Consider the following 19190-nt stretch of genomic DNA (forward strand, 5'->3'; position numbering starts at 1 on the left):
CCACGACACCGACACCAAGAGAAGAAAGGATGATTTCGATGAATTTCCGCTTTCATTCGCACGAGCCCAAGCCCTATTCTTTCTTTTTAGAATATACGGAACCGTTCGCGAAAGAACGCTTAGCCGAACAATTATTCGAACAAATCTCCGCAGTCCAGGAAAAACGACCAATCGTACTCGTCTGCATTGGTTCTGATCGTTCGACGGGCGACTCACTCGGTCCACTTGTCGGAACATTCCTTGAAAAACAAGCACCTGCTCATCTCCACGTTTACGGTACACTCGCTAAACCCGTCCATGCACTGAATCTCGCTGAAACGATTCACTCGATCCAAACGACCCATTACCGTCCGCTCGTCATCGCAATTGATGCGTGTCTTGGTCGACTTTCAAGCGTTGGGCACGTCTTCTTCTCGGAAGGTCCACTCGCACCCGGTGCCGGCGTTCAAAAAGAATTGCCTGCGGTCGGTGACTTCAACATTAAGGCTGTCGTTAACGTCAGTGGATTCATGGAGATGATGATTCTCCAAAATACACGGTTACATCTCGTTTATGAACTAGCAGAACTTGTCGCGAACAGTTTCCACATGCTCGATGCGAAACTATCCGCTGAGTCGACACGGACGACGATTTCCTTCACACCCCGTTCGATGTAATGAAAAAGAAGCGAACCGTCACCGGAACGCTTCTTTTTCATTGATCCGATTCAGGTAATAACAAGTCGAGCAACCGATTGAGGTCGTCTTCATCTGCAAAATCAATCTCGAGTTTCCCTGCTTGTTTGCCTTGTTTGATCCGTACCGTCGCCCCGTATTTTTCGCGAAGCGACTCTTCGACGAATTGGACAGCAGTCGCTTGTTGCGGACGAGTGGATTCTTTCCGTTCTCGAAGCGCCTGCTCTAATCGACGGACGTTCCAATTTTCCGCCATGACGCGTTCTGCCATCTGCTCGATTTTCTTTGGATGCTTTAGCGACAACAGGGCACGGGCATGTCCCATCGATAACCGCTCATCCATGACGGCTTGTTGAACGAGTAGCGGCAATTGTAGTAACCGAAGACTGTTCGTGATGTGCGAACGACTTTTGCCGACACGCTGCGCAAGCTCTGCTTGCGTGATGCCGAATTCCTCGATCATCTCCGCATACGCCATCGCCTCTTCAATCGCGGATAAATCCGCCCGTTGGATGTTTTCGATCAAAGCGAGCTCCATCACGCGTGTCTCGTCTGCTTCGATCACGAGGACCGGTACACGTTCGAATCCTGCGCGACTCGCTGCTTGATACCGTCGTTCGCCGGCGATGATTTCATAATAGCCATCACGTGGTCGGACGACGATCGGTTGGATCATCCCGTGCCGAACGAGCGATTGGGCTAACTCTTCTAATGCTTTTTCATTGAATCGTTTCCGGGGTTGAGTCGGATTCGGGCGAATCGCCCGAACAGGTAATTCGTTCACTTGCCTTCTCTCCTAAACGTAGCGGAAGGCACGACCGCTTATTCCGGACGTGCCTTCACGATGCGAATCCGCACCTCTACATAGTCTTCACAATCGACTTCTTCTTTTTCAATCGTCAATCCGGTTTGCTCGATCATATCGACGGAATCGCGAAGGGTATTTAACGCAATCCGTGTATCGCGAGCAAAGCTCTTATGACGTTTTTTCTTCGGTGGCTGTGGTGTCATCAATCGTTCCACCCGGCGCTCCGTCTCCTTGACGTTCCATTCCCGTTCCAGAATTTCAGCGAGTACCGTTACTTGTAGCGCTTCATCCTTGAGCGGTAATAACGCACGGGCATGACGCTCCGTGATCGTCCGTTGCTTCAACGCTTCCCGGACATCCGTTGGCAATCGAAGCAAACGCAATTTGTTAGCAATCGTCGATTGACTACGTCCGAGCTTACGAGCTAACACTTCTTGCGTGATGTCTTGTAACGCAAGCAAGCGCTCATAGGCTTCTGCTTCTTCGATTGGTGTCAAATCTTCGCGTTGCAGATTTTCAATCAATGCCAGTGAAGCAGTCGTCTCGTCCGTCATCTCTTTGACGATGGCAGGAATCGTTTCCCAGCCAAGCGAGCGCACTGCCCGGTATCGTCGTTCTCCCGCAATGATTTCGTATCCTGTTCCTTGTTTTCGAACGACGATCGGCTGGAGTAATCCATGCTCTTCGATCGTAACGGCTAGCTCTTCAATTCGGTCCCCATCAAACACTGTCCGTGGTTGGAACTGGTTCGCGACAAGTTCTGTCAATGGTAATTCCTGAACCGTCTCTTGTGGGTCAAGCTCGATCGTAGCAGGTTGCCCTCCCTTACCGAGCAGCTTGGCAATTGCATTTCTCACGTTGGCGCACCTCACCTTTATCAGTCATCGTTTCACGTGAAACGGTGTTTAGCTTAATGGATCTTTTGCAGGCGTACCCGCTTTACGCGGATATTTCCCGGGTGTTGTTCGTTTTTTATCTACAATAACGATATTACGCTCACTTTCCTCGCCTGGCAATTGGAACTGGAAACTTTCCCGTAAATTCCCACCGAGTACTTTTAAGGCAATCGCACCATCCTCGAGCTCTTCACTGACTTTCGCTGCCTTCAAGGCAACGAATTGACCCCCGACTTTCGCAAGCGGTAGGCAATATTCCGCGAGAACGGACATCCGGGCGACCGCACGTGCTGTCACGACATCAAACCGTTCGCGGAATTGTTTATTTTTACCGAACTCTTCGGCGCGTCCATGATGGAACGCGACACCTTCGAGTCCGAGTTCCGTCGCCAAATGATTGAGGAAGCCGATTCGTTTGTTCAGTGAATCGACGATCGTCACTTGGAGATGTGGGAACATGATCTTGATCGGCAGACTTGGGAAACCAGCGCCCGCTCCGACATCACAAACCGTCGTGACCGTCGTGAAATCGAAATAGAATGCTGCTGTGATCGAATCATAGAAGTGCTTGAGATAGACATCTTCTTCGTCCGTGATCGCCGTCAGGTTCATCTTTTCATTCCACTCGACGAGCAGTTCATAATACCGTTTGAATTGATGCAACTGATGTTCTGAGACCTCAAGTCCCTGTGCTGCCAATGCTGTTACGAATTGCTGTTGGTTCATCTCGTTCACTCCGCAGTCAATGCGTATTGGCCTTGCTCGATGTAGACAAGCAGAATCGAGATATCAGACGGGTTTACCCCTGAGATCCGGGATGCTTGTCCGATCGAGAGCGGACGCACTTGGTTTAGTTTTTGTTTCGCTTCAATCGCTAATCCACTGATCGCATCGTAATCGAGACGATCCGGAATCCGTTTTTGCTCCATCCGCATCATTTTTTCGACTTGATCAAGTTGTTTATCGATGTACCCGGCATATTTGACTTGGATTTCGACTTGTTCTGCTGCTTCTGCAGACAGTGGTGTTTCCGGTGGTGTCATCTGTGCGATCATCGCATACGTGATTTCCGGGCGTTTCAGCAACGTGATCGCATGCAGCGCTTCCTTGAGTGGTGATGCACCAATTGCTTCTAGCTGTGCATTCACGTCCGCTGTCGCTTTGATGACGACCTTCTCAAGACGTTTCATCTCAAGACGGATTTGTTCTTGTTTATCGAGCAACTTCGCTTGGCGCTCTTCCGAGATCAATCCGAGTTCATGTCCGATTTCCGATAGGCGAAGGTCCGCATTATCATGACGGAGCAACAACCGGTACTCGGCGCGTGACGTCAAGAGACGGTATGGTTCGTTCGTACCTTTCGTAACGAGATCATCGATCATGACACCGATATAGCCTTGTGAACGTGACAAGATAAGTGGTTCTTTGCCTTGGACTTGTAGTCCGGCATTGATCCCTGCCATGATTCCTTGCCCCGCTGCTTCCTCATACCCACTTGTTCCGTTGATTTGACCCGCTGTGAATAAACCAGGAACCCGTTTTGTCTCGAGCGTTGGCCAGAGTTGTGTCGGAACAACGGCATCGTACTCAATCGCATAACCAGGACGCATCATTTCTGAATTCTCAAGCCCTGGAATCGAGCGGAGAATATCGTGTTGGACGTCTTCCGGCAAGCTTGTTGATAATCCTTGCACGTAGACTTCTTCCGTATCGCGACCTTCTGGCTCAAGGAAGATTTGGTGACGCGGTTTATCGTTGAACCGGACGACCTTATCTTCGATCGATGGGCAATAACGTGGACCTGTTCCTTTGATCATTCCAGAGAACATCGGGGAGCGGTGCAGGTTCGCATCGATCAATTGATGCGTATACTCCGTCGTATACGTCAACCAGCATGGAATCTGTTCTGTGATCATCTGAGTCGTTTCATGACTAAACGGAAGTGCTACTTCGTCACCTGGTTGGATCTCCGTCTTCGAGTAGTCAATCGTTTTCCCGTCGATTCGTGGTGGTGTACCTGTTTTGAAACGCGCGAGCTCAAATCCGAGTTCTTCAAGATGTTTCGATAGATTGATCGACGGCATCTGATTGTTCGGACCACTCTCGTACGACAATTCACCGATGATGATTTTTCCGCGCATGAACGTTCCTGTCGTGATGATGACCGCTTTTGCCCGGTATTCCGCCCCTGTATTCGTGACGACACCAACGCAACGTCCTTCGTCGTTAATCAATAACCGTTCGACGAGCGCTTGACGTAAGAGCAGATTCGGCTCATCCTCGAGCGCTTTTTTCATTCGGTTTTGGTATTCGAATTTATCCGCCTGTGCCCGTAGTGCTCGCACGGCAGGACCTTTTGATGTGTTTAACATTTTCATTTGAATATACGTTGCATCGATCGCGCGTGCCATTTCGCCACCGAGCGCATCGATTTCCCGGACGACGATTCCTTTTGCTGGACCACCGATCGACGGGTTGCAATACATGAATCCGACCATATCGGGATTCATTGTCAACATGACCGTTTTCGAGCCCATTCGTGCCGCAGCAAGAGAGGCTTCGATGCCGGCATGTCCGGCTCCGACGACGATGACGTCGAATTCACCTGCTTGATAAGCCATAGTACTGGTTCCTCCTTCTTATTCCACACGCAGTCGTCTCAAATTATTTCCCGAGACAGAACTGCGAAAACAACTGATCCAATAAACTATCCTGTGCTGTATCACCATTGATTTCGCCAAGCGTATCCCACGCTCGTCGTAAATCGATCTGTACCATGTCGATCGGCATCGCTGCTTCTGCTGCACCGAGAGCATCTTCAATCATTTGACTCGCTCGTTTGATGAGCTGGATGTGACGCGCATTTGAGACGTACGTCATATCCTGACTTTCGACACCCTGTTCAAAGAACAGACTCGCAATCGCTGCTTCGAGATCGTTGACGCCTGCTTCTTCGAGCAAGGATGTCGTGACGATTGGTCGACCATCAGCAAGCTCCGTGACACGCGCTAAGTCAATCTGTTGCGCCAAGTCACTCTTGTTGACGATGATGATCGCGTTCATCCCTTTGATTGCTTCAAACAGCAAGACGTCCTCATCCGTCAGAACATCATTCCCGTTTAGGACGAGTAAGATTAAATCGGCCGTCTTCAAAGCCTGACGCGACTTTTCAACACCCATCCGTTCGACGATATCTTCCGTCTCGCGAATCCCTGCCGTATCAATCAACTTCAGCGGTACACCGCGAACATTGACGTACTCCTCGATCGTATCGCGTGTCGTTCCCGCGATATCCGTGACGATGGCCTTTGCTTCTTGCACCAATGTGTTGAGCAAAGACGACTTTCCGACGTTCGGACGACCGATGATCGCTGTGGATAACCCTTCGCGCAAGATTTTTCCTTGGCGTGCCGTTGTTAATAACTCTGCCAAAATCGCGCGGACAGCACCAGCATCACGTTCGACGATCTGTTGCGTCATCTCTTCTGCATCGTATTCTGGGTAATCGATGTTGACTTCGATCGCAGCAATCGTCTGTAACAATTGTTGACGTAAGTCTTGGACGAGTTTCGAGAGACGTCCTTCAATCTGACTGACGGCGACATGCATCGCTCGGTCCGTCTTCGCCCGGATCAGATCCATGACGGCTTCCGCTTGTGATAAATCGATGCGTCCGTTCAAGAACGCACGTTTCGTAAATTCACCAGGTTCCGCCAGCCGGACTTCCGGTTGGGCGAGGATGAGTTCGAGGACACGATTGACCGCGACGACTCCTCCATGACAATTCAATTCGATGACATCTTCACGTGTAAACGTCTTTGGTGCGCGCATGACACTCACCATTACTTCATCGACGACACGGTCCGCCTCATGGTCGACCAATTTCCCGTAATGAATCGTATGGGTTGGTACTTCCGTCAAGCGGTTGCTCCCTTTATAAACACGGTCGGCTACAGCGACTGCATCAGGACCTGATAAGCGCACGATCGCAATCGCCCCTTCTCCCATCGGCGTCGAAATCGCGGCAATCGTATCAAATTCCATCATCCGTTCTTCCACCTCGTTTTTCTTCTGTCTTTTTATGAGTATTTAATCCTTAATCGTTGCAATGGGTATAACGAAACAACTATACACGAAATGACGCAAAAGAAAAAGAGCGACACTCTGTCAAAACAAAGCGTCGCTCTTCACGTATTAGCGTTTCTTTTTCGATTTTTTAGGAGCCGGAGCTGCTTGTGCCGCTTCTTTTTCACGTTTAGCAGCCATTGTTGCTTCCGTCTGCAACTTAATCTTTTCACGCATCGGCTTCATGATGACGATCGTGACGATGATCGAGAAGATGTAACCGACGACCCAGTAAAGCGAAAGGGCAGATGGGAGTGTAACACCCATGATGAAGATCATGATTGGGAAGACGTAGAGCATGATTTTCATTTGTGGATTGTCTTCTTGACCTGCCATCGAGATCTTTTGTTGCAGATACGTCAGTACCGCAGACATGATCGGCAAGATGAAGAATGGATCCGGTTTACCAAGGTCGAACCAGAGGAATGTGTGTTGGAAAATAGCCGGTGTATAAATGATGGCGTTATAGAACGCGATCAAGATCGGCATTTGGATCAAGATCGGTAAACAGCCTGCGAGTGGATTGACGTTGTGCTCTTGGTAGAGCTTCATCATTTCCTGTTGCAATTTCTGTTGCGTCTCTTGGTCTTTTGAGCTGTATTTCTCACGAAGCTTCATCATTTCAGGCTGGATGACTTGCATTCCACCCATACTCTTCGTTTGTTTAATCATCAATGGAAGGATGACAAGACGAACGAGAAGTGTCGTAATGATGATTCCAATACCGTAATCACCGCTAAAGAACTGTGAAATCTCACGAATCAACCACGCCATCGGCCAAACGAAGTAATGTTTCCAAAAACCTTCTGTGTCTGCTGTGATCGGTTCACCAGTACCATACGAACTAGGTGTACAGCCGGATAATACGATCGCGAGCACGGACATGAGTCCGAGAGTTAACCAAATCTTAGTTCTCTTGTTCATAATTCCTCCTAGAAATTGTTTACGCTTTGTCGAACGCCATCTTCTTCTATAGTAAGGCAAGGAAAGGGAGCGCCGTACAAATCAACAGGATGCATTGCTACGATTCATTTTTTTGATCGCATCCAGACACCGGAACGTTTGAGCACGTGACGGAGACTGTCAGCCACTTCTTGCGCGGTCATCTTCGCGGCCGGATTGCGCGCGATGATCACCAAATCATAATTCGGGGCAATCGAGGCTTCATGCTGCTGGCATGCTTCCCGAAGATACCGTTTTACCTGATTCCGGACGACGGCATTCCCGATTTTCTTACTGACGGATAAACCAACCCGAAAGTGAGTCTGTTGCTCCTTTTTCAAGGCATACACGACAAATTGCCGATTTGCGACAGAGGCTCCTTTAGTAAACACCGCTTGGAACTCCTTGTCTTTCTTGACGCGGTATTCCTTCTTCACCTTATTCACACTCCATCCTGACACTACGAAAATTCGTCGTCTCTCATCATATCATAGAATAAACATGCGACGCGATAGGGCGCATGTGACAAAAGCAGGAACACACGAAAAAACATAAAAAAAAATCACCTCGGATCATGCCCGAAGTGATGGATGCATCAATGCATTAGACAGTCAAGGCTTTGCGGCCCTTAAGACGGCGAGCAGCCAAGATACGGCGGCCACTCTTCGTAGCCATACGCGCACGGAATCCGTGAACTTTTTTACGCTTACGGTTGTTTGGGTTGAAAGTTGGTTTCATTCGTCTGCACCTCCTTTAAAAGATCTTTATAACCAATTGTTATTTTCTACTTTAAGGCAGTCTTGTACATTATATAAACTGATTGTGGCATTGTCAATGAAAGTTCAGAAGATTTCTTGTCCTGCTTAAGGGAGTTCTAGTTTGAAAACAGGCAATAGGATTCGACTGTGCAAACTCTATTACGCGATAGAATACATATGGGTCATAGAGGGGATGTGTGTAGACTTATCCACCTATCCACAGACTTATCCACATTATCCACACTTTCCGTGGATAACTCTTCACTTTGTCTACGATAGTATTTTTTAAAATCGACGTCAATCCTCGATTTTGGATTTCCTTTTTCCACTTCTTTTGTATTTTGTGAATAACTCTTTTTCAACGCTTCCTCTTTCGAAAAGTTATCCACCTCTTATCCACAATTTATCCACACTATCCACAGCTTGTGGGTAACTACCTGTGGACGGTTTAATTTACTTGTGGATAAATCATTCCAACCATTGCCAGGGCTCATTTCTTTTGATACACTAATTGTGCATAACATGATCCTGATTGTTCAGGACAAAACAAGTTATACACACCCTGTGGATAACTTTATACACAGATTCAACTGCCTGTGGATAACGTTATCCACAGTTTTTACGTTATGGGGATAAGTCGAGTTTCTTCATTAACTTTGTCTGTGTATAAGCCTGTGTACAAAAATTTTCTATCTTGATAAAAAAAGGGGGGTATTTATGAAAAACGCTGCCGAACTTTGGCATAATGTCTTATCTGTGATCGAGGAAGAGGAACGAACACCGAAAGCTAGTTATGATATGTGGTTGAAATCCACAGAAGGCGTCACGCTAAATGGAACGACACTACTCGTTTCAGCACCAGCTGCATTTACGGTGACATGGCTCGAGCGCCAGTACTTATCTTTACTCGAAGACACAGTTGAGGAAGTAACAGGAAGCCGACTCGATATTCAGTTCATTGAAGAGGGACAAGCGAAGAAAATGCTCGATCGACAAGAAGAGGAACGTGTTGAGGCAACACCGACTCCGAAATCGCGTCCATCGAACATGCGGAGACCAACAGAGGAACTGACGATGAGTGAACTCGGACAATTAAATGAGAAGTATACGTTCGATACATTCGTCATCGGATCGGGGAACCGTTTTGCGCATGCCGCTTCACTCGCTGTTGCGGAAGCGCCTGCTAAAGCATACAATCCGCTTTTCATCTATGGTGGCGTTGGTCTTGGCAAAACCCATCTGATGCATGCCATCGGACAGTACGTTCAAGATCAAAATCTCGGGACACGGATTGCCTATGTCTCTTCTGAACGCTTTACGAATGACTTCATTAACTCCATCCGCGATAATAAAACGGTTGAGTTTCGAAATAAATACCGTAACATCGATGTCCTCTTAATTGATGACATCCAGTTCCTTGCGGGCAAAGAACAGACGCAAGAAGAGTTTTTCCACACATTCAATGCCTTGCACAACGACCAAAAACAAATCATCATCTCAAGTGACCGACCACCAAAAGAGATTCCAACGCTTGAAGATCGGCTTCGTTCTCGTTTCGAATGGGGATTAATCACCGACATCACGCCACCGGATCTCGAGACACGGATTGCGATTTTACGGAAAAAGGCGAATGCGGAGCAACTTGACGTCTCAAACGAAGTCATGCTTTACATCGCAAGTCAAATTGATACGAATATTCGTGAGCTCGAAGGAGCGTTAACCCGCGTTATCGCTTATGCGAATCTCGTCGGACGACCAATCGATCCAAATGTTGCTGCGGAAGCCTTGCATAACATCATGCCGGTCGCTGAACCGCGTAAAGTTACGATTCGTGACATCCAGGAGTCGGTCAGTAAGCACTTCAATTTGCCATTTGATGATCTGAAGGCGAAAAAACGGACGAAATCGATTGCCTTCCCACGTCAAATCGCGATGTATCTCTCACGCGAGATGACGGAGAGCTCTTTACCGAAAATCGGAGAAGAATTCGGGGGACGCGACCATACGACCGTCATCCATGCCCATGAAAAGATCAGTATGTTGATCAAATCGGATGGGGAAACGGGAAAAGTCATCGAACAAATCAAACATGAATTGAAGCATTCATAAAACTGTGGATAAACATGTGGATAAAGTAGGGTGGTTATCCACAACTTATCCACACCGTTTTTGGCTTTATACCAAGTTATCCACCGACTTATCCACACTATCCACAGCCCCTAAGACTATTATTAAAAAAATATATTATTATGTTATGATGGGCGCATGCCCATTATTCTCGAGAGGAGTCTAACGACGATATGCATATCACCATTCAACGCGAAGCTTTAATTCAAGCAGTACAAGATGTAGCCAAAGCGGTCTCATCCCGCACGACGATTCCGATTCTGACAGGAATCAAACTCGAAGCTCATGGAGATGGTATGACGCTGACAGGAAGCGATACAGAAATCTCGATTGAACGGACGATCTATGCAGAAGAGAATGGAACATCTTATGTCACGGTTCACCGTGCTGGTAGTGTCGTCTTGAATGCCCGCTTCTTCGGCGATATCGTCAAAAAGATGCCAAAAGACGAAGTCACACTCGAAGTCTCACCGAACTTCATGACACGGATTCAATCAGGAACAGCGGAATTCCATTTGAACGGTCTTGATCCAGATGAGTTCCCACGCCTTCCGCAAGTCGATGGGGGACAACGTTTCCGTTTACCGGCTGATCTCTTACGTTCGATGATTCGTCAAACAAGCTTTGCTGTCGCTGTTCAAGAAACACGTCCTGTTCTGACAGGTGTGAACTTCTCAGCTGACAAAGGCATCTTGACGTGTGTCTCAACGGATAGTCACCGTTTAGCCCTTCGTCGTGCTCAGTTTGAGACAGATACAGATATCTCGTTCCAGAACGTCATCGTTCCAGGGAAGAGCTTAAATGAATTATCGAAGTTGCTTGGGGACGGTCATGTGGATATCACGATCACGAACCAACAAATCTTGTTCAAGATGAAGCACGTCCTCTTCTTCTCGCGTCTACTCGACGGAAACTATCCGGATACATCACGTTTGATTCCAGAAGAGTACCGGACAGCTGTCCGCATGAATGCGAAAGAATTGCTTCAAGCGATCGATCGCGCGTCGCTGCTTGCACGTGAGGACCGTAACAATGTCATCAAGTTCGCAGCTGAAGGAACGACAGCGGTCGAGATCTCTTCGCATTCACCAGAAGTCGGGAAAGTCTCGGAGCAAGTCAGCATCCTGTCGCTTGAAGGGGAAGAGCTGAAAATCTCGTTCAACTCGAAGTACATGATGGATGCTTTGAAGGCGCTTGACGCGACAGATATCGAAATCCAGTTCACGGGTTCGATTCGTCCATTCATCTTGCACCCAGTCGATCAAGATAACGTCCTGCAACTGATTCTTCCAGTACGGACAGCGTAAGCATCAACAGAAAACACGTGACAAGACGGGTTCGATCGTTTCGACATCGGACCCGTCTTTTCGTATACCGTATATACGTTCGGGGATTTTGCTAAATCGCTCAATGTTTAGTACAATAAAGAGTACGTCATTTATAATATGTAGGTAGGAGGAGTCAATCCATGCAAGAAATCAGAATTACAACGGAATACGTCACATTAGGGCAGTTCCTGAAGCTATCGGATATCATCTCAAGCGGAGGACAAGCTAAACCGTTTTTAGCAGAGGTACCGATTCTAGTCAACGGCGAGGTCGATCAGCGACGTGGTCGTAAATTACGGGATGGAGACATCATTGATGTAGAAGACTACGGTCAGTTCATCATCAAGAACGAGGGCAACTAACGTGCGGCTGGATTCAGTCCGACTCAGTCATTATCGCAACTATGACGCACTCGAACTGTCATTCTCCGAAAAAACGAATGTCCTGATTGGTGAAAATGCACAAGGGAAGACGAACTTATTGGAAGCGATCTATGTTCTTGCTCTCGCGAAGTCGCACCGGACGACGCATGACAAGGAACTGATCGGTTGGGACCAAGAAACAGCGCGCGTCGAAGGACGCGTCGTCAAGCGGACCGGCTCCCATGTTCAAGAGATCGTTATCTCGGGTCGCGGGAAAAAAGCAAAGCTGAATCATCTAGAGCAACGACGCTTGAGTGATTATGTCGGAGCACTGAACATCGTTTTATTCGCCCCGGAAGATTTGCATATCGTCAAAGGCAGTCCACAAGTCCGCCGGCGATTTCTCGATATGGAGATCGGTCAAGTCAGTCCGGTCTATCTGCATGAATTGAGCCAGTACCTGAAAGTGTTGAAGCAGCGGAACGCATTGCTGAAACAACTGTCCATGAAGGGAGGAGACGAGACCTTCCTTGATATCTTGACGGAGCAAATGATTACGCTAGCCGTTAAAATCGTTCAGCGCCGGCATCATTTCATGGCCCAGCTCGAAAAATGGGCACGACCGATTCATGACGGAATCAGTCGTGGACAGGAAGAACTCGCGCTCATCTATCGTTCGGACACATTCGGCGACGAATTACTCGATGTCGAAGGAATGACTGCGTCCTACACGCGGAAGTTTGGTAAAATAAAAGAAAATGAAATCCGAAGAGGAGTTACGTTGTTTGGACCACATCGCGATGACTTCGAGATGGAAGTCAATGGACGAAATGTCCAAACGTATGGTTCACAAGGACAACAACGGACAGCAGCCCTCTCGTTAAAGCTTGCGGAGATCGAATTGATTCATGAGGAAGTAGGGGAATATCCGCTTCTTCTGCTCGACGATGTCTTATCCGAACTTGATGATCATCGTCAGACACATTTGCTCGATACGATGCAACAAAAGGTCCAGACGATCCTGACGACGACAAGCGTCGACGGGATTGCGCATGAAACGATCAACCAAGCGAAGTTGTTCCACGTGAAACAAGGGACGGTCGATTTGGAAGAGACATCATATAAAGAAACAGTAGGTGAGAAAACCGATGAGTAATCATGAAGATATGGAATTGGAACAAGGGTACGGTGCCGATCAGATTCAAGTACTTGAAGGATTAGAAGCAGTACGTAAACGTCCAGGGATGTATATCGGCTCGACGGCATCAAAGGGTCTCCATCACCTCGTATGGGAGATCGTCGATAACTCGATCGATGAGGCGCTCGCAGGGTACTGTGACACGATCAAGGTGACGATCGAACCAGGGAACTCGATCTTAGTCGAGGATAATGGACGCGGTATTCCAGTCGACATTCAAGAGAAGATGGGTCGTCCTGCCGTTGAGGTCATCCTGACAGTCCTCCACGCCGGTGGTAAGTTCGGCGGCGGCGGATATAAAGTATCGGGTGGACTACACGGTGTTGGGGCTTCGGTCGTTAACGCCCTGTCGACGAAACTTGAAGTATTCGTCAAACGGAACGAGAAGCTGTATTACCAAGCGTATCATCGCGGTGTACCAGCGCAAGATCTCGAAGTCATCGGAACATCAGAAGAGACAGGAACGACGATTCGTTTCTTCCCAGACGGTGAGATTTTCCAAGAGACGCTCGAGTATGACTATGATTTGCTAGCGACACGCCTGCGGGAACTTGCTTTCTTGAACAAAGGCTTGAAGATCATCATCACGGACGATCGTGCGGATGAGCCGATGACGCGTAGCTTCCACTACGAAGGTGGGATCAAGTCCTACGTCGAACACTTGAACCGTTCAAAAGAAGTCGTTCATGCGGAACCCGTTTATGTACACGGTACAAAAGACGGCATCGAAGTCGAAGTCGCACTTCAGTATAACGACGGATTTGCGTCAAACATCTACTCGTTCACGAACAATATCCCGACGCATGAGGGTGGTACGCATGAGACGGGCTTCAAGACGGCTTTGACACGGGTCATCAATGACTACGCAAAGAAGTTCGGTTTGATGAAGGATGCAGACGGCACGTTATCCGGTGAGGACGTGCGTGAAGGAATGACCGCGATCGTTTCCGTCAAACACCCGAACCCACAGTTCGAAGGTCAGACGAAAACGAAACTCGGGAACTCCGACGCGCGTACGGTTACGGATTCACTTTTCTCTGGTGCATTTGAGCAGTTCATGCTCGAAAACCCAACGAATGCACGCGCAATCGTCGAAAAAGGGATGATGGCGTCACGCGCCCGGATGGCAGCGAAACGCGCCCGTGAACTGACACGCCGTAAAGGTGTTCTCGAAGTGAGCTCGCTTCCAGGTAAACTGGCCGACTGTTCGTCACGTGATGCCTCGATTTCCGAATTGTACATCGTTGAGGGTGACTCAGCGGGTGGTTCGGCGAAATCTGGACGTGATCGTCATTTCCAAGCCATCTTACCGATTCGCGGTAAAATCTTGAACGTGGAGAAAGCACGTCTCGATAAGATTCTCGGAAGCAATGAGATTCGGACGATCATCACAGCACTCGGAACAAGTATCGGTTCTGAGTTCAATATTGAAAAAGCACGCTATCACAAAGTCATCATCATGACCGATGCCGATGTCGATGGTGCCCACATCCGGACACTCTTGTTGACGTTCTTCTACCGTTACATGCGTCCGCTTGTCGAGCATGGGTATGTCTATATTGCTCAGCCACCGCTATACGGGATCAAACAAGGGAAGAACATCACGTACGTGCATAACGAACGTGAATTGACAGAGGCGCTTGCAGCGCTTCCTGAAAACGCACGGTACGACATTCAGCGCTACAAAGGTCTTGGGGAGATGGATCCAGAGCAACTTTGGGAAACGACGATGGATCCAAGTGGTCGTCAAATGTTACGTGTCGAGCTTCAAGATGCGATCGAAGCAGATGAAGTCTTTGATATCTTGATGGGAGATCAAGTCGAACCACGACGCGACTTCATTCAATCACACGCACATTACGTCAAGAACCTGGATATTTAACGCTGAACAGAGAGGGTGGCCAGAAGCATGTCCGAACAAAATCACGGAATCATCAAGGATATTAATATCAGTCAAGAGATGCGTACGTCCTTCATGGACTACGCGATGAGCGTCATCGTCGCACGTGCTCTTCCGGACGTACGGGACGGCTTAAAACCCGGACACCGCCGGATTCTCTATGCTATGAACGACCTCGGTATTCGTGCCGATAAACCACATAAAAAGTCTGCCCGTATCGTCGGGGAAGTCATCGGTAAGTATCACCCGCACGGGGATTCTGCCGTCTATGACACGATGGTCCGCATGGCGCAAGACTTCAGCTACCGTTACGAACTCGTCGATGGACACGGAAACTTCGGGTCTGTCGATGGGGACTCAGCGGCAGCGATGCGATATACGGAAGCCCGTATGTCAAAAATCGCGATGGAGATCGTTCGCGATATCAACAAAAACACAGTCGATTTCAAAGATAACTACGATGGTTCGGAACGCGAACCGGAAGTCTTACCGTCGCGCTTCCCGAACTTACTCGTCAACGGTTCGAGCGGGATCGCGGTCGGGATGGCAACAAACATTCCACCACATCAGCTTGGCGAAGTCATCGATGGTGTCTTAGCCTTGTCGCACGATCCAGAAATCACGATCCAAGAACTGATGCAGCACATTCCGGGACCTGATTTCCCGACAGCTGGTGAAATTCTTGGTCGGAGTGGGATTCGTCGCGCTTATGAGACAGGACGTGGCTCAATCATCGTCCGTGCGAAAGCAGAAATCGAACAGACGAAGAAAGACCGGGAACGGATCATCGTGACGGAGCTTCCTTATCAGGTCAACAAAGCCCGCCTCGTTGAAAAGATTGCCGATCTCGTTCGCGAGAAAAAGATCGAAGGTATCACCGATTTACGAGATGAGTCAGATCGCCGCGGTATGCGCATCGTCATGGAAATCCGTCGTGACGCCAATGCGAGCGTCATCTTAAACAACTTGTATAAACAGACGTCGATGCAAACGACGTTTGGTGTCAATATGCTTGCGATCGTCGGCGGACGTCCGAAAACATTGACGCTCAAGGAAATGCTTTATCATTACCTCGAGCATCAAAAAGAAATCGTGCGTCGTCGGACACAGTTCGATCTCGAAAAAGCAGAAGCACGTGAACACTTACTCGCTGGTCTACGGATTGCACTCGATCATTTGGATGAAGTCATTCAAATCATCCGCGGGAACCGGACAGCAGACGCAGCACGTGAACAGTTGATGGAGCGTTTTGCGTTATCCGAGAAACAATCACAAGCGATTCTTGATATGCGCTTGCAACGCCTGACAGGTCTTGAACGGGAGAAGATCGAAGCAGAGTATGACGAAATCATGCAATTGATCGCGGAACTGAACCGCATCCTTGCGAGTGAGGAAGTCTTGCTTGATTTAATCCGGACAGAGCTCGAGGAGTTGAAAGAACGTTTCAACGACGAACGTCGGACGGAAATCCGCATGGACCACATCGAATTCGAAGACGAAGATTTGATTCCGGAACAGGATATCATCATCACGTTGACAAGCAGTGGCTATATCAAACGGATGACGACGGATTCGTACCGGACACAACGCCGCGGCGGACGTGGGGTTCAAGGAATCGGAACGAATGACGAGGATTACGTCACGCGTCTCTTATCTTGTTCGACTCATGATACGATCCTATTCTTTACGAACCGCGGAAAAGTCTACCGGATTCGTGGATATGAAGTACCGGAGATGAGCCGGACATCAAAAGGTGTACCGATCATCAACCTCATCCAAATCGAACGCGACGAAAAGGTCGAGACGATGATTCCAGTCAACTTCAAACGTTATCTCGAGGAGCAACAAGCAACTGAAGCACCTGTCGAGGTGATTGAGGGAGAGATTGAAGAGACGGAAGAAACGCTCGAAACGGAAGAAGTCGTTCAAGATGAGCAAAAATCATTGATCTTCATGACACGTAAAGGACGCGTCAAACGTTCACCGTTGTCTGCGTACGCACGGATCAACAAAAACGGTTTGATCGCGATTCGATTGTTTGAAGACGACGAGTTGACATCGGTTCGTCTCGCATCGACGGACGATGAAGTCTTTGCTGTTTCAACAAGTGGGAAAGCGATTCGTTTCCCAATCACGAATGTCCGCTCGATGGGACGTGGCGCTCGTGGTGTCAAAGCGATGACGTTACGTCCAGACGATTTCGTCGTCGGGATGGAACTTGCACGTGATGCCCAAGATGTTCTTGTCATTACGGAAAAAGGATTCGGTAAACGGACACCGATGACCGAGTTCCGTAGCCAGTCTCGTGGTGGTAAAGGATTGATCGCGAGTAAGGTGACAGAACGCGTCGGTCAAATCGTTGCCATGCGAATCGTTGATGTCGATGATGACATCATGATCATGACAGAGAGCGGGATCGTCATTCGGACAGACTCGCAATACATCTCACGTGTCGGCCGGAATACCCAAGGGGTGAAGGTCATTCGAATTGAAGAAGGTGACCGTGTTGCAACGGTTGCCAAACTGAAACGCGAAGAGACTGATGAAATGGAAGAAGACACTGATATCGTGTCTGAAGAGAATGTAGTCGAATCGGATGCTTCAGAAGAAGCGGAAGAGTAAGTAAGACATCAGCAAGGAAGCAGCAGAGTGATACTACTCTGCTGCTTTTATCTACATATATAGATAGAAAGAAAATAAAATAAAAAAGGAGACGAAACGATATGCGAGTGGCAAGTAATCAATTACGCATCGGGGATCGTTTAACGGAACCCATCTATTTACATACAGATCATCCAATCGTAGAAGCAGGTAAAAAGATAGAAACGGATGAGTTACGGCGGATTCAACGATTTTTGATTAAAGAAGTCGTCATCGAAGATCGACCGGATTTAATCGAGAGCGAGGAGGCGCAAACTGAAACCGTAGCGGCTCATACAGAAAATCCGTTTGAAGCATTCATTCGTTCTTACAATAAAGTCTTCATGTCATGGGAACAGGGAATAAAGCCGAATGTGTATGAAGCATTGAGCTGGGTCAAACAGTCCGTTCCAGAACGGATTACGAGACAAGATGTCTTACCATTCTTCCTCGAGCGAGGAACGGAAGCTTATACCGTTCGACATGCCATCTATCGAGGGGCAATTGCGCAAATGCTTGCTGAAGCAGTCGGAAAAGATCGGAAATTAATCCATGAGTTATGGACAGCTTCTTATTTTGCTGACTACGGTCTCGCGCGAATCATGGAATGGCGTCATACGAAACGCTATGAAGCAATGCAACAAGAAATCTTCCACCGGCACCCCGCAATGGCATATCAAGCATTGCAAAAGGAGACGATCATTTCAGATACGGTCAATCGCTTGATTGTTCAACATCATGAACGACTAGATGGAACGGGTTATCCTTTAAAGGTAAAGGGAGATAAGATTACGGATCATAGTCGACTTTTTATTGTGGCAGATGTCTTTGCTGCGATGACAAGTTGGCGTCCATATCGAGAAGCATATACACCGTTTGATGCATACCGTCATTTAAAAGCACGACCGATGCAATATTGCTCGAAGTATGTCCTATTGCTCGGACAGTTACTTTTACCAATCGAAGTCGGTGATCGTGTCCTGATGAGTAATGGAAAGATTGCAACGATCGTTCGAAAGAATACAATTTTTGATCGACCTGTTATTTCATATGAAGAACAAGGACGGATGATAGTCATTGATTTAATGGAAGAACGGCAACATAGCATCATTCAGTTGATGGATTAATAGGAAATACGTAGCCTCTTGAGCCGGAATCGTAAGGTTCAAGAGGCTTGTTCATGATTTTAAAAACAATTTTAAAATAAGTGTTGCACAATAATAAAACGCATGATATATTATTACATGTCCTTAACAATGACAAGCGCTTGAAACAAACAAAAAAACAATTTCAAAAAAGTTGTTGACTTCTTGTTTCAAACTTGGTATTCTAATTGAGTCGCCAAAACAGGCGCGGACGAACTTTGAAAACTGAACGATGAGGCAAAAATCGTATTCTACGGAATACAAAAACGAATGAAGCGCAAGCTTCG

General features: G+C 47.9%; 16 protein-coding genes. 8 read left to right on the top strand and 8 right to left on the bottom strand.

The window, feature by feature from the left end:
• Positions 1-38 precede the first annotated feature (38 nt).
• Positions 39-656, top strand: coding sequence for a spore protease YyaC (yyaC, locus tag NOM72_RS14235; RefSeq protein WP_034786343.1), 618 nt, complete (start codon positions 39-41; stop codon positions 654-656).
• A 37-nt stretch (positions 657-693) separates the two neighbouring features.
• Here yyaC and NOM72_RS14240 read toward each other — a convergent pair whose 3' ends face one another.
• The 8 genes from NOM72_RS14240 to rpmH form a co-directional block, all read right to left on the bottom strand.
• The gene (locus NOM72_RS14240) at positions 694-1458 is read right to left on the bottom strand and encodes a ParB/RepB/Spo0J family partition protein (protein ID WP_035395440.1); all 765 of its coding nucleotides are present in this window, start codon (positions 1456-1458) and stop codon (positions 694-696) included.
• Between the two features lie 38 nt (positions 1459-1496).
• A complete protein-coding gene (gene noc / locus NOM72_RS14245) occupies positions 1497-2339 on the bottom strand; it encodes a nucleoid occlusion protein (RefSeq protein ID WP_055969791.1) in 843 nt (280 codons plus the stop codon).
• Between the two features lie 48 nt (positions 2340-2387).
• Positions 2388-3104, bottom strand: a complete 717-nt coding sequence (rsmG, locus tag NOM72_RS14250; RefSeq protein ID WP_023469858.1) for a 16S rRNA (guanine(527)-N(7))-methyltransferase RsmG — start codon at positions 3102-3104, stop codon at positions 2388-2390.
• A gap of 5 nt (positions 3105-3109) precedes the next feature.
• The gene (mnmG, locus tag NOM72_RS14255) at positions 3110-4999 is read right to left on the bottom strand and encodes a tRNA uridine-5-carboxymethylaminomethyl(34) synthesis enzyme MnmG (protein WP_174316735.1); all 1890 of its coding nucleotides are present in this window, start codon (positions 4997-4999) and stop codon (positions 3110-3112) included.
• Positions 5000-5042: 43 nt separating this feature from the next.
• Positions 5043-6425, bottom strand: coding sequence for a tRNA uridine-5-carboxymethylaminomethyl(34) synthesis GTPase MnmE (mnmE, locus tag NOM72_RS14260; RefSeq protein WP_023469860.1), 1383 nt, complete (start codon positions 6423-6425; stop codon positions 5043-5045).
• Positions 6426-6572: 147 nt separating this feature from the next.
• The gene (gene yidC / locus NOM72_RS14265; RefSeq protein WP_023469861.1) at positions 6573-7427 is read right to left on the bottom strand and encodes a membrane protein insertase YidC; all 855 of its coding nucleotides are present in this window, start codon (positions 7425-7427) and stop codon (positions 6573-6575) included.
• Between the two features lie 104 nt (positions 7428-7531).
• Positions 7532-7882 carry a ribonuclease P protein component gene (gene rnpA / locus NOM72_RS14270; protein WP_023469862.1) on the bottom strand — a complete coding sequence of 117 codons (351 nt, stop codon included), beginning with the start codon at positions 7880-7882 and terminating at the stop codon, positions 7532-7534.
• Positions 7883-8048: 166 nt separating this feature from the next.
• Complete coding sequence (rpmH, locus tag NOM72_RS14275) at positions 8049-8183, bottom strand: 50S ribosomal protein L34 (protein WP_012371910.1); 135 nt, start codon at positions 8181-8183, stop codon at positions 8049-8051.
• Positions 8184-8920: 737 nt separating this feature from the next.
• Between rpmH and dnaA the strand changes: the two genes are divergently transcribed.
• The 7 genes from dnaA (at position 8921) to NOM72_RS14310 (ending at position 18885) form a co-directional block, all read left to right on the top strand.
• A complete protein-coding gene (gene dnaA / locus NOM72_RS14280; protein WP_023469863.1) occupies positions 8921-10312 on the top strand; it encodes a chromosomal replication initiator protein DnaA in 1392 nt (463 codons plus the stop codon).
• Positions 10313-10503: 191 nt separating this feature from the next.
• Positions 10504-11637: a DNA polymerase III subunit beta gene (gene dnaN, locus NOM72_RS14285; RefSeq protein WP_023469864.1), complete on the top strand. Its 1134-nt coding sequence runs from the start codon at positions 10504-10506 to the stop codon at positions 11635-11637.
• A 161-nt stretch (positions 11638-11798) separates the two neighbouring features.
• Entirely contained in the window at positions 11799-12020 is a 222-nt protein-coding gene (gene yaaA / locus NOM72_RS14290; RefSeq protein ID WP_023469865.1) for a S4 domain-containing protein YaaA, read from the top strand.
• A gap of 1 nt (position 12021) precedes the next feature.
• Complete coding sequence (gene recF / locus NOM72_RS14295) at positions 12022-13176, top strand: DNA replication/repair protein RecF (protein WP_023469866.1); 1155 nt, start codon at positions 12022-12024, stop codon at positions 13174-13176.
• A gap of 10 nt (positions 13177-13186) precedes the next feature.
• Positions 13187-15100: a DNA topoisomerase (ATP-hydrolyzing) subunit B gene (gene gyrB, locus NOM72_RS14300; RefSeq protein ID WP_200864062.1), complete on the top strand. Its 1914-nt coding sequence runs from the start codon at positions 13187-13189 to the stop codon at positions 15098-15100.
• Between the two features lie 27 nt (positions 15101-15127).
• Positions 15128-17740, top strand: a complete 2613-nt coding sequence (gyrA, locus tag NOM72_RS14305) for a DNA gyrase subunit A (protein WP_023469868.1) — start codon at positions 15128-15130, stop codon at positions 17738-17740.
• A 101-nt stretch (positions 17741-17841) separates the two neighbouring features.
• Positions 17842-18885, top strand: a complete 1044-nt coding sequence (locus tag NOM72_RS14310; RefSeq protein WP_255999378.1) for an HD-GYP domain-containing protein — start codon at positions 17842-17844, stop codon at positions 18883-18885.
• Positions 18886-19190 lie beyond the last annotated feature (305 nt).

The sequence above is a fragment of the Exiguobacterium sp. LL15 genome (genome assembly GCF_024436095.1).
Lineage (GTDB): Bacteria > Bacillota > Bacilli > Exiguobacteriales > Exiguobacteriaceae > Exiguobacterium_A > Exiguobacterium_A indicum.

What these genes read in the sequence shown, in the direction of transcription:
- yyaC (WP_034786343.1), top strand. Translation starts at nt 39, where the DNA reads ATGAATTTCCGCTTTCATTCGCACGAGCCCAAGCCCTATTCTTTCTTT.
- rsmG (WP_023469858.1), bottom strand. Translation starts at nt 3,104, where the DNA reads ATGAACCAACAGCAATTCGTAACAGCATTGGCAGCACAGGGACTTGAG.
- mnmG (WP_174316735.1), bottom strand. Translation starts at nt 4,999, where the DNA reads ATGGCTTATCAAGCAGGTGAATTCGACGTCATCGTCGTCGGAGCCGGA.
- mnmE (WP_023469860.1), bottom strand. Translation starts at nt 6,425, where the DNA reads ATGATGGAATTTGATACGATTGCCGCGATTTCGACGCCGATGGGAGAA.
- yidC (WP_023469861.1), bottom strand. Translation starts at nt 7,427, where the DNA reads ATGAACAAGAGAACTAAGATTTGGTTAACTCTCGGACTCATGTCCGTG.
- rpmH (WP_012371910.1), bottom strand. Translation starts at nt 8,183, where the DNA reads ATGAAACCAACTTTCAACCCAAACAACCGTAAGCGTAAAAAAGTTCAC.
- dnaA (WP_023469863.1), top strand. Translation starts at nt 8,921, where the DNA reads ATGAAAAACGCTGCCGAACTTTGGCATAATGTCTTATCTGTGATCGAG.
- dnaN (WP_023469864.1), top strand. Translation starts at nt 10,504, where the DNA reads ATGCATATCACCATTCAACGCGAAGCTTTAATTCAAGCAGTACAAGAT.
- yaaA (WP_023469865.1), top strand. Translation starts at nt 11,799, where the DNA reads ATGCAAGAAATCAGAATTACAACGGAATACGTCACATTAGGGCAGTTC.
- gyrB (WP_200864062.1), top strand. Translation starts at nt 13,187, where the DNA reads ATGGAATTGGAACAAGGGTACGGTGCCGATCAGATTCAAGTACTTGAA.
- gyrA (WP_023469868.1), top strand. Translation starts at nt 15,128, where the DNA reads ATGTCCGAACAAAATCACGGAATCATCAAGGATATTAATATCAGTCAA.
- NOM72_RS14310 (WP_255999378.1), top strand. Translation starts at nt 17,842, where the DNA reads ATGCGAGTGGCAAGTAATCAATTACGCATCGGGGATCGTTTAACGGAA.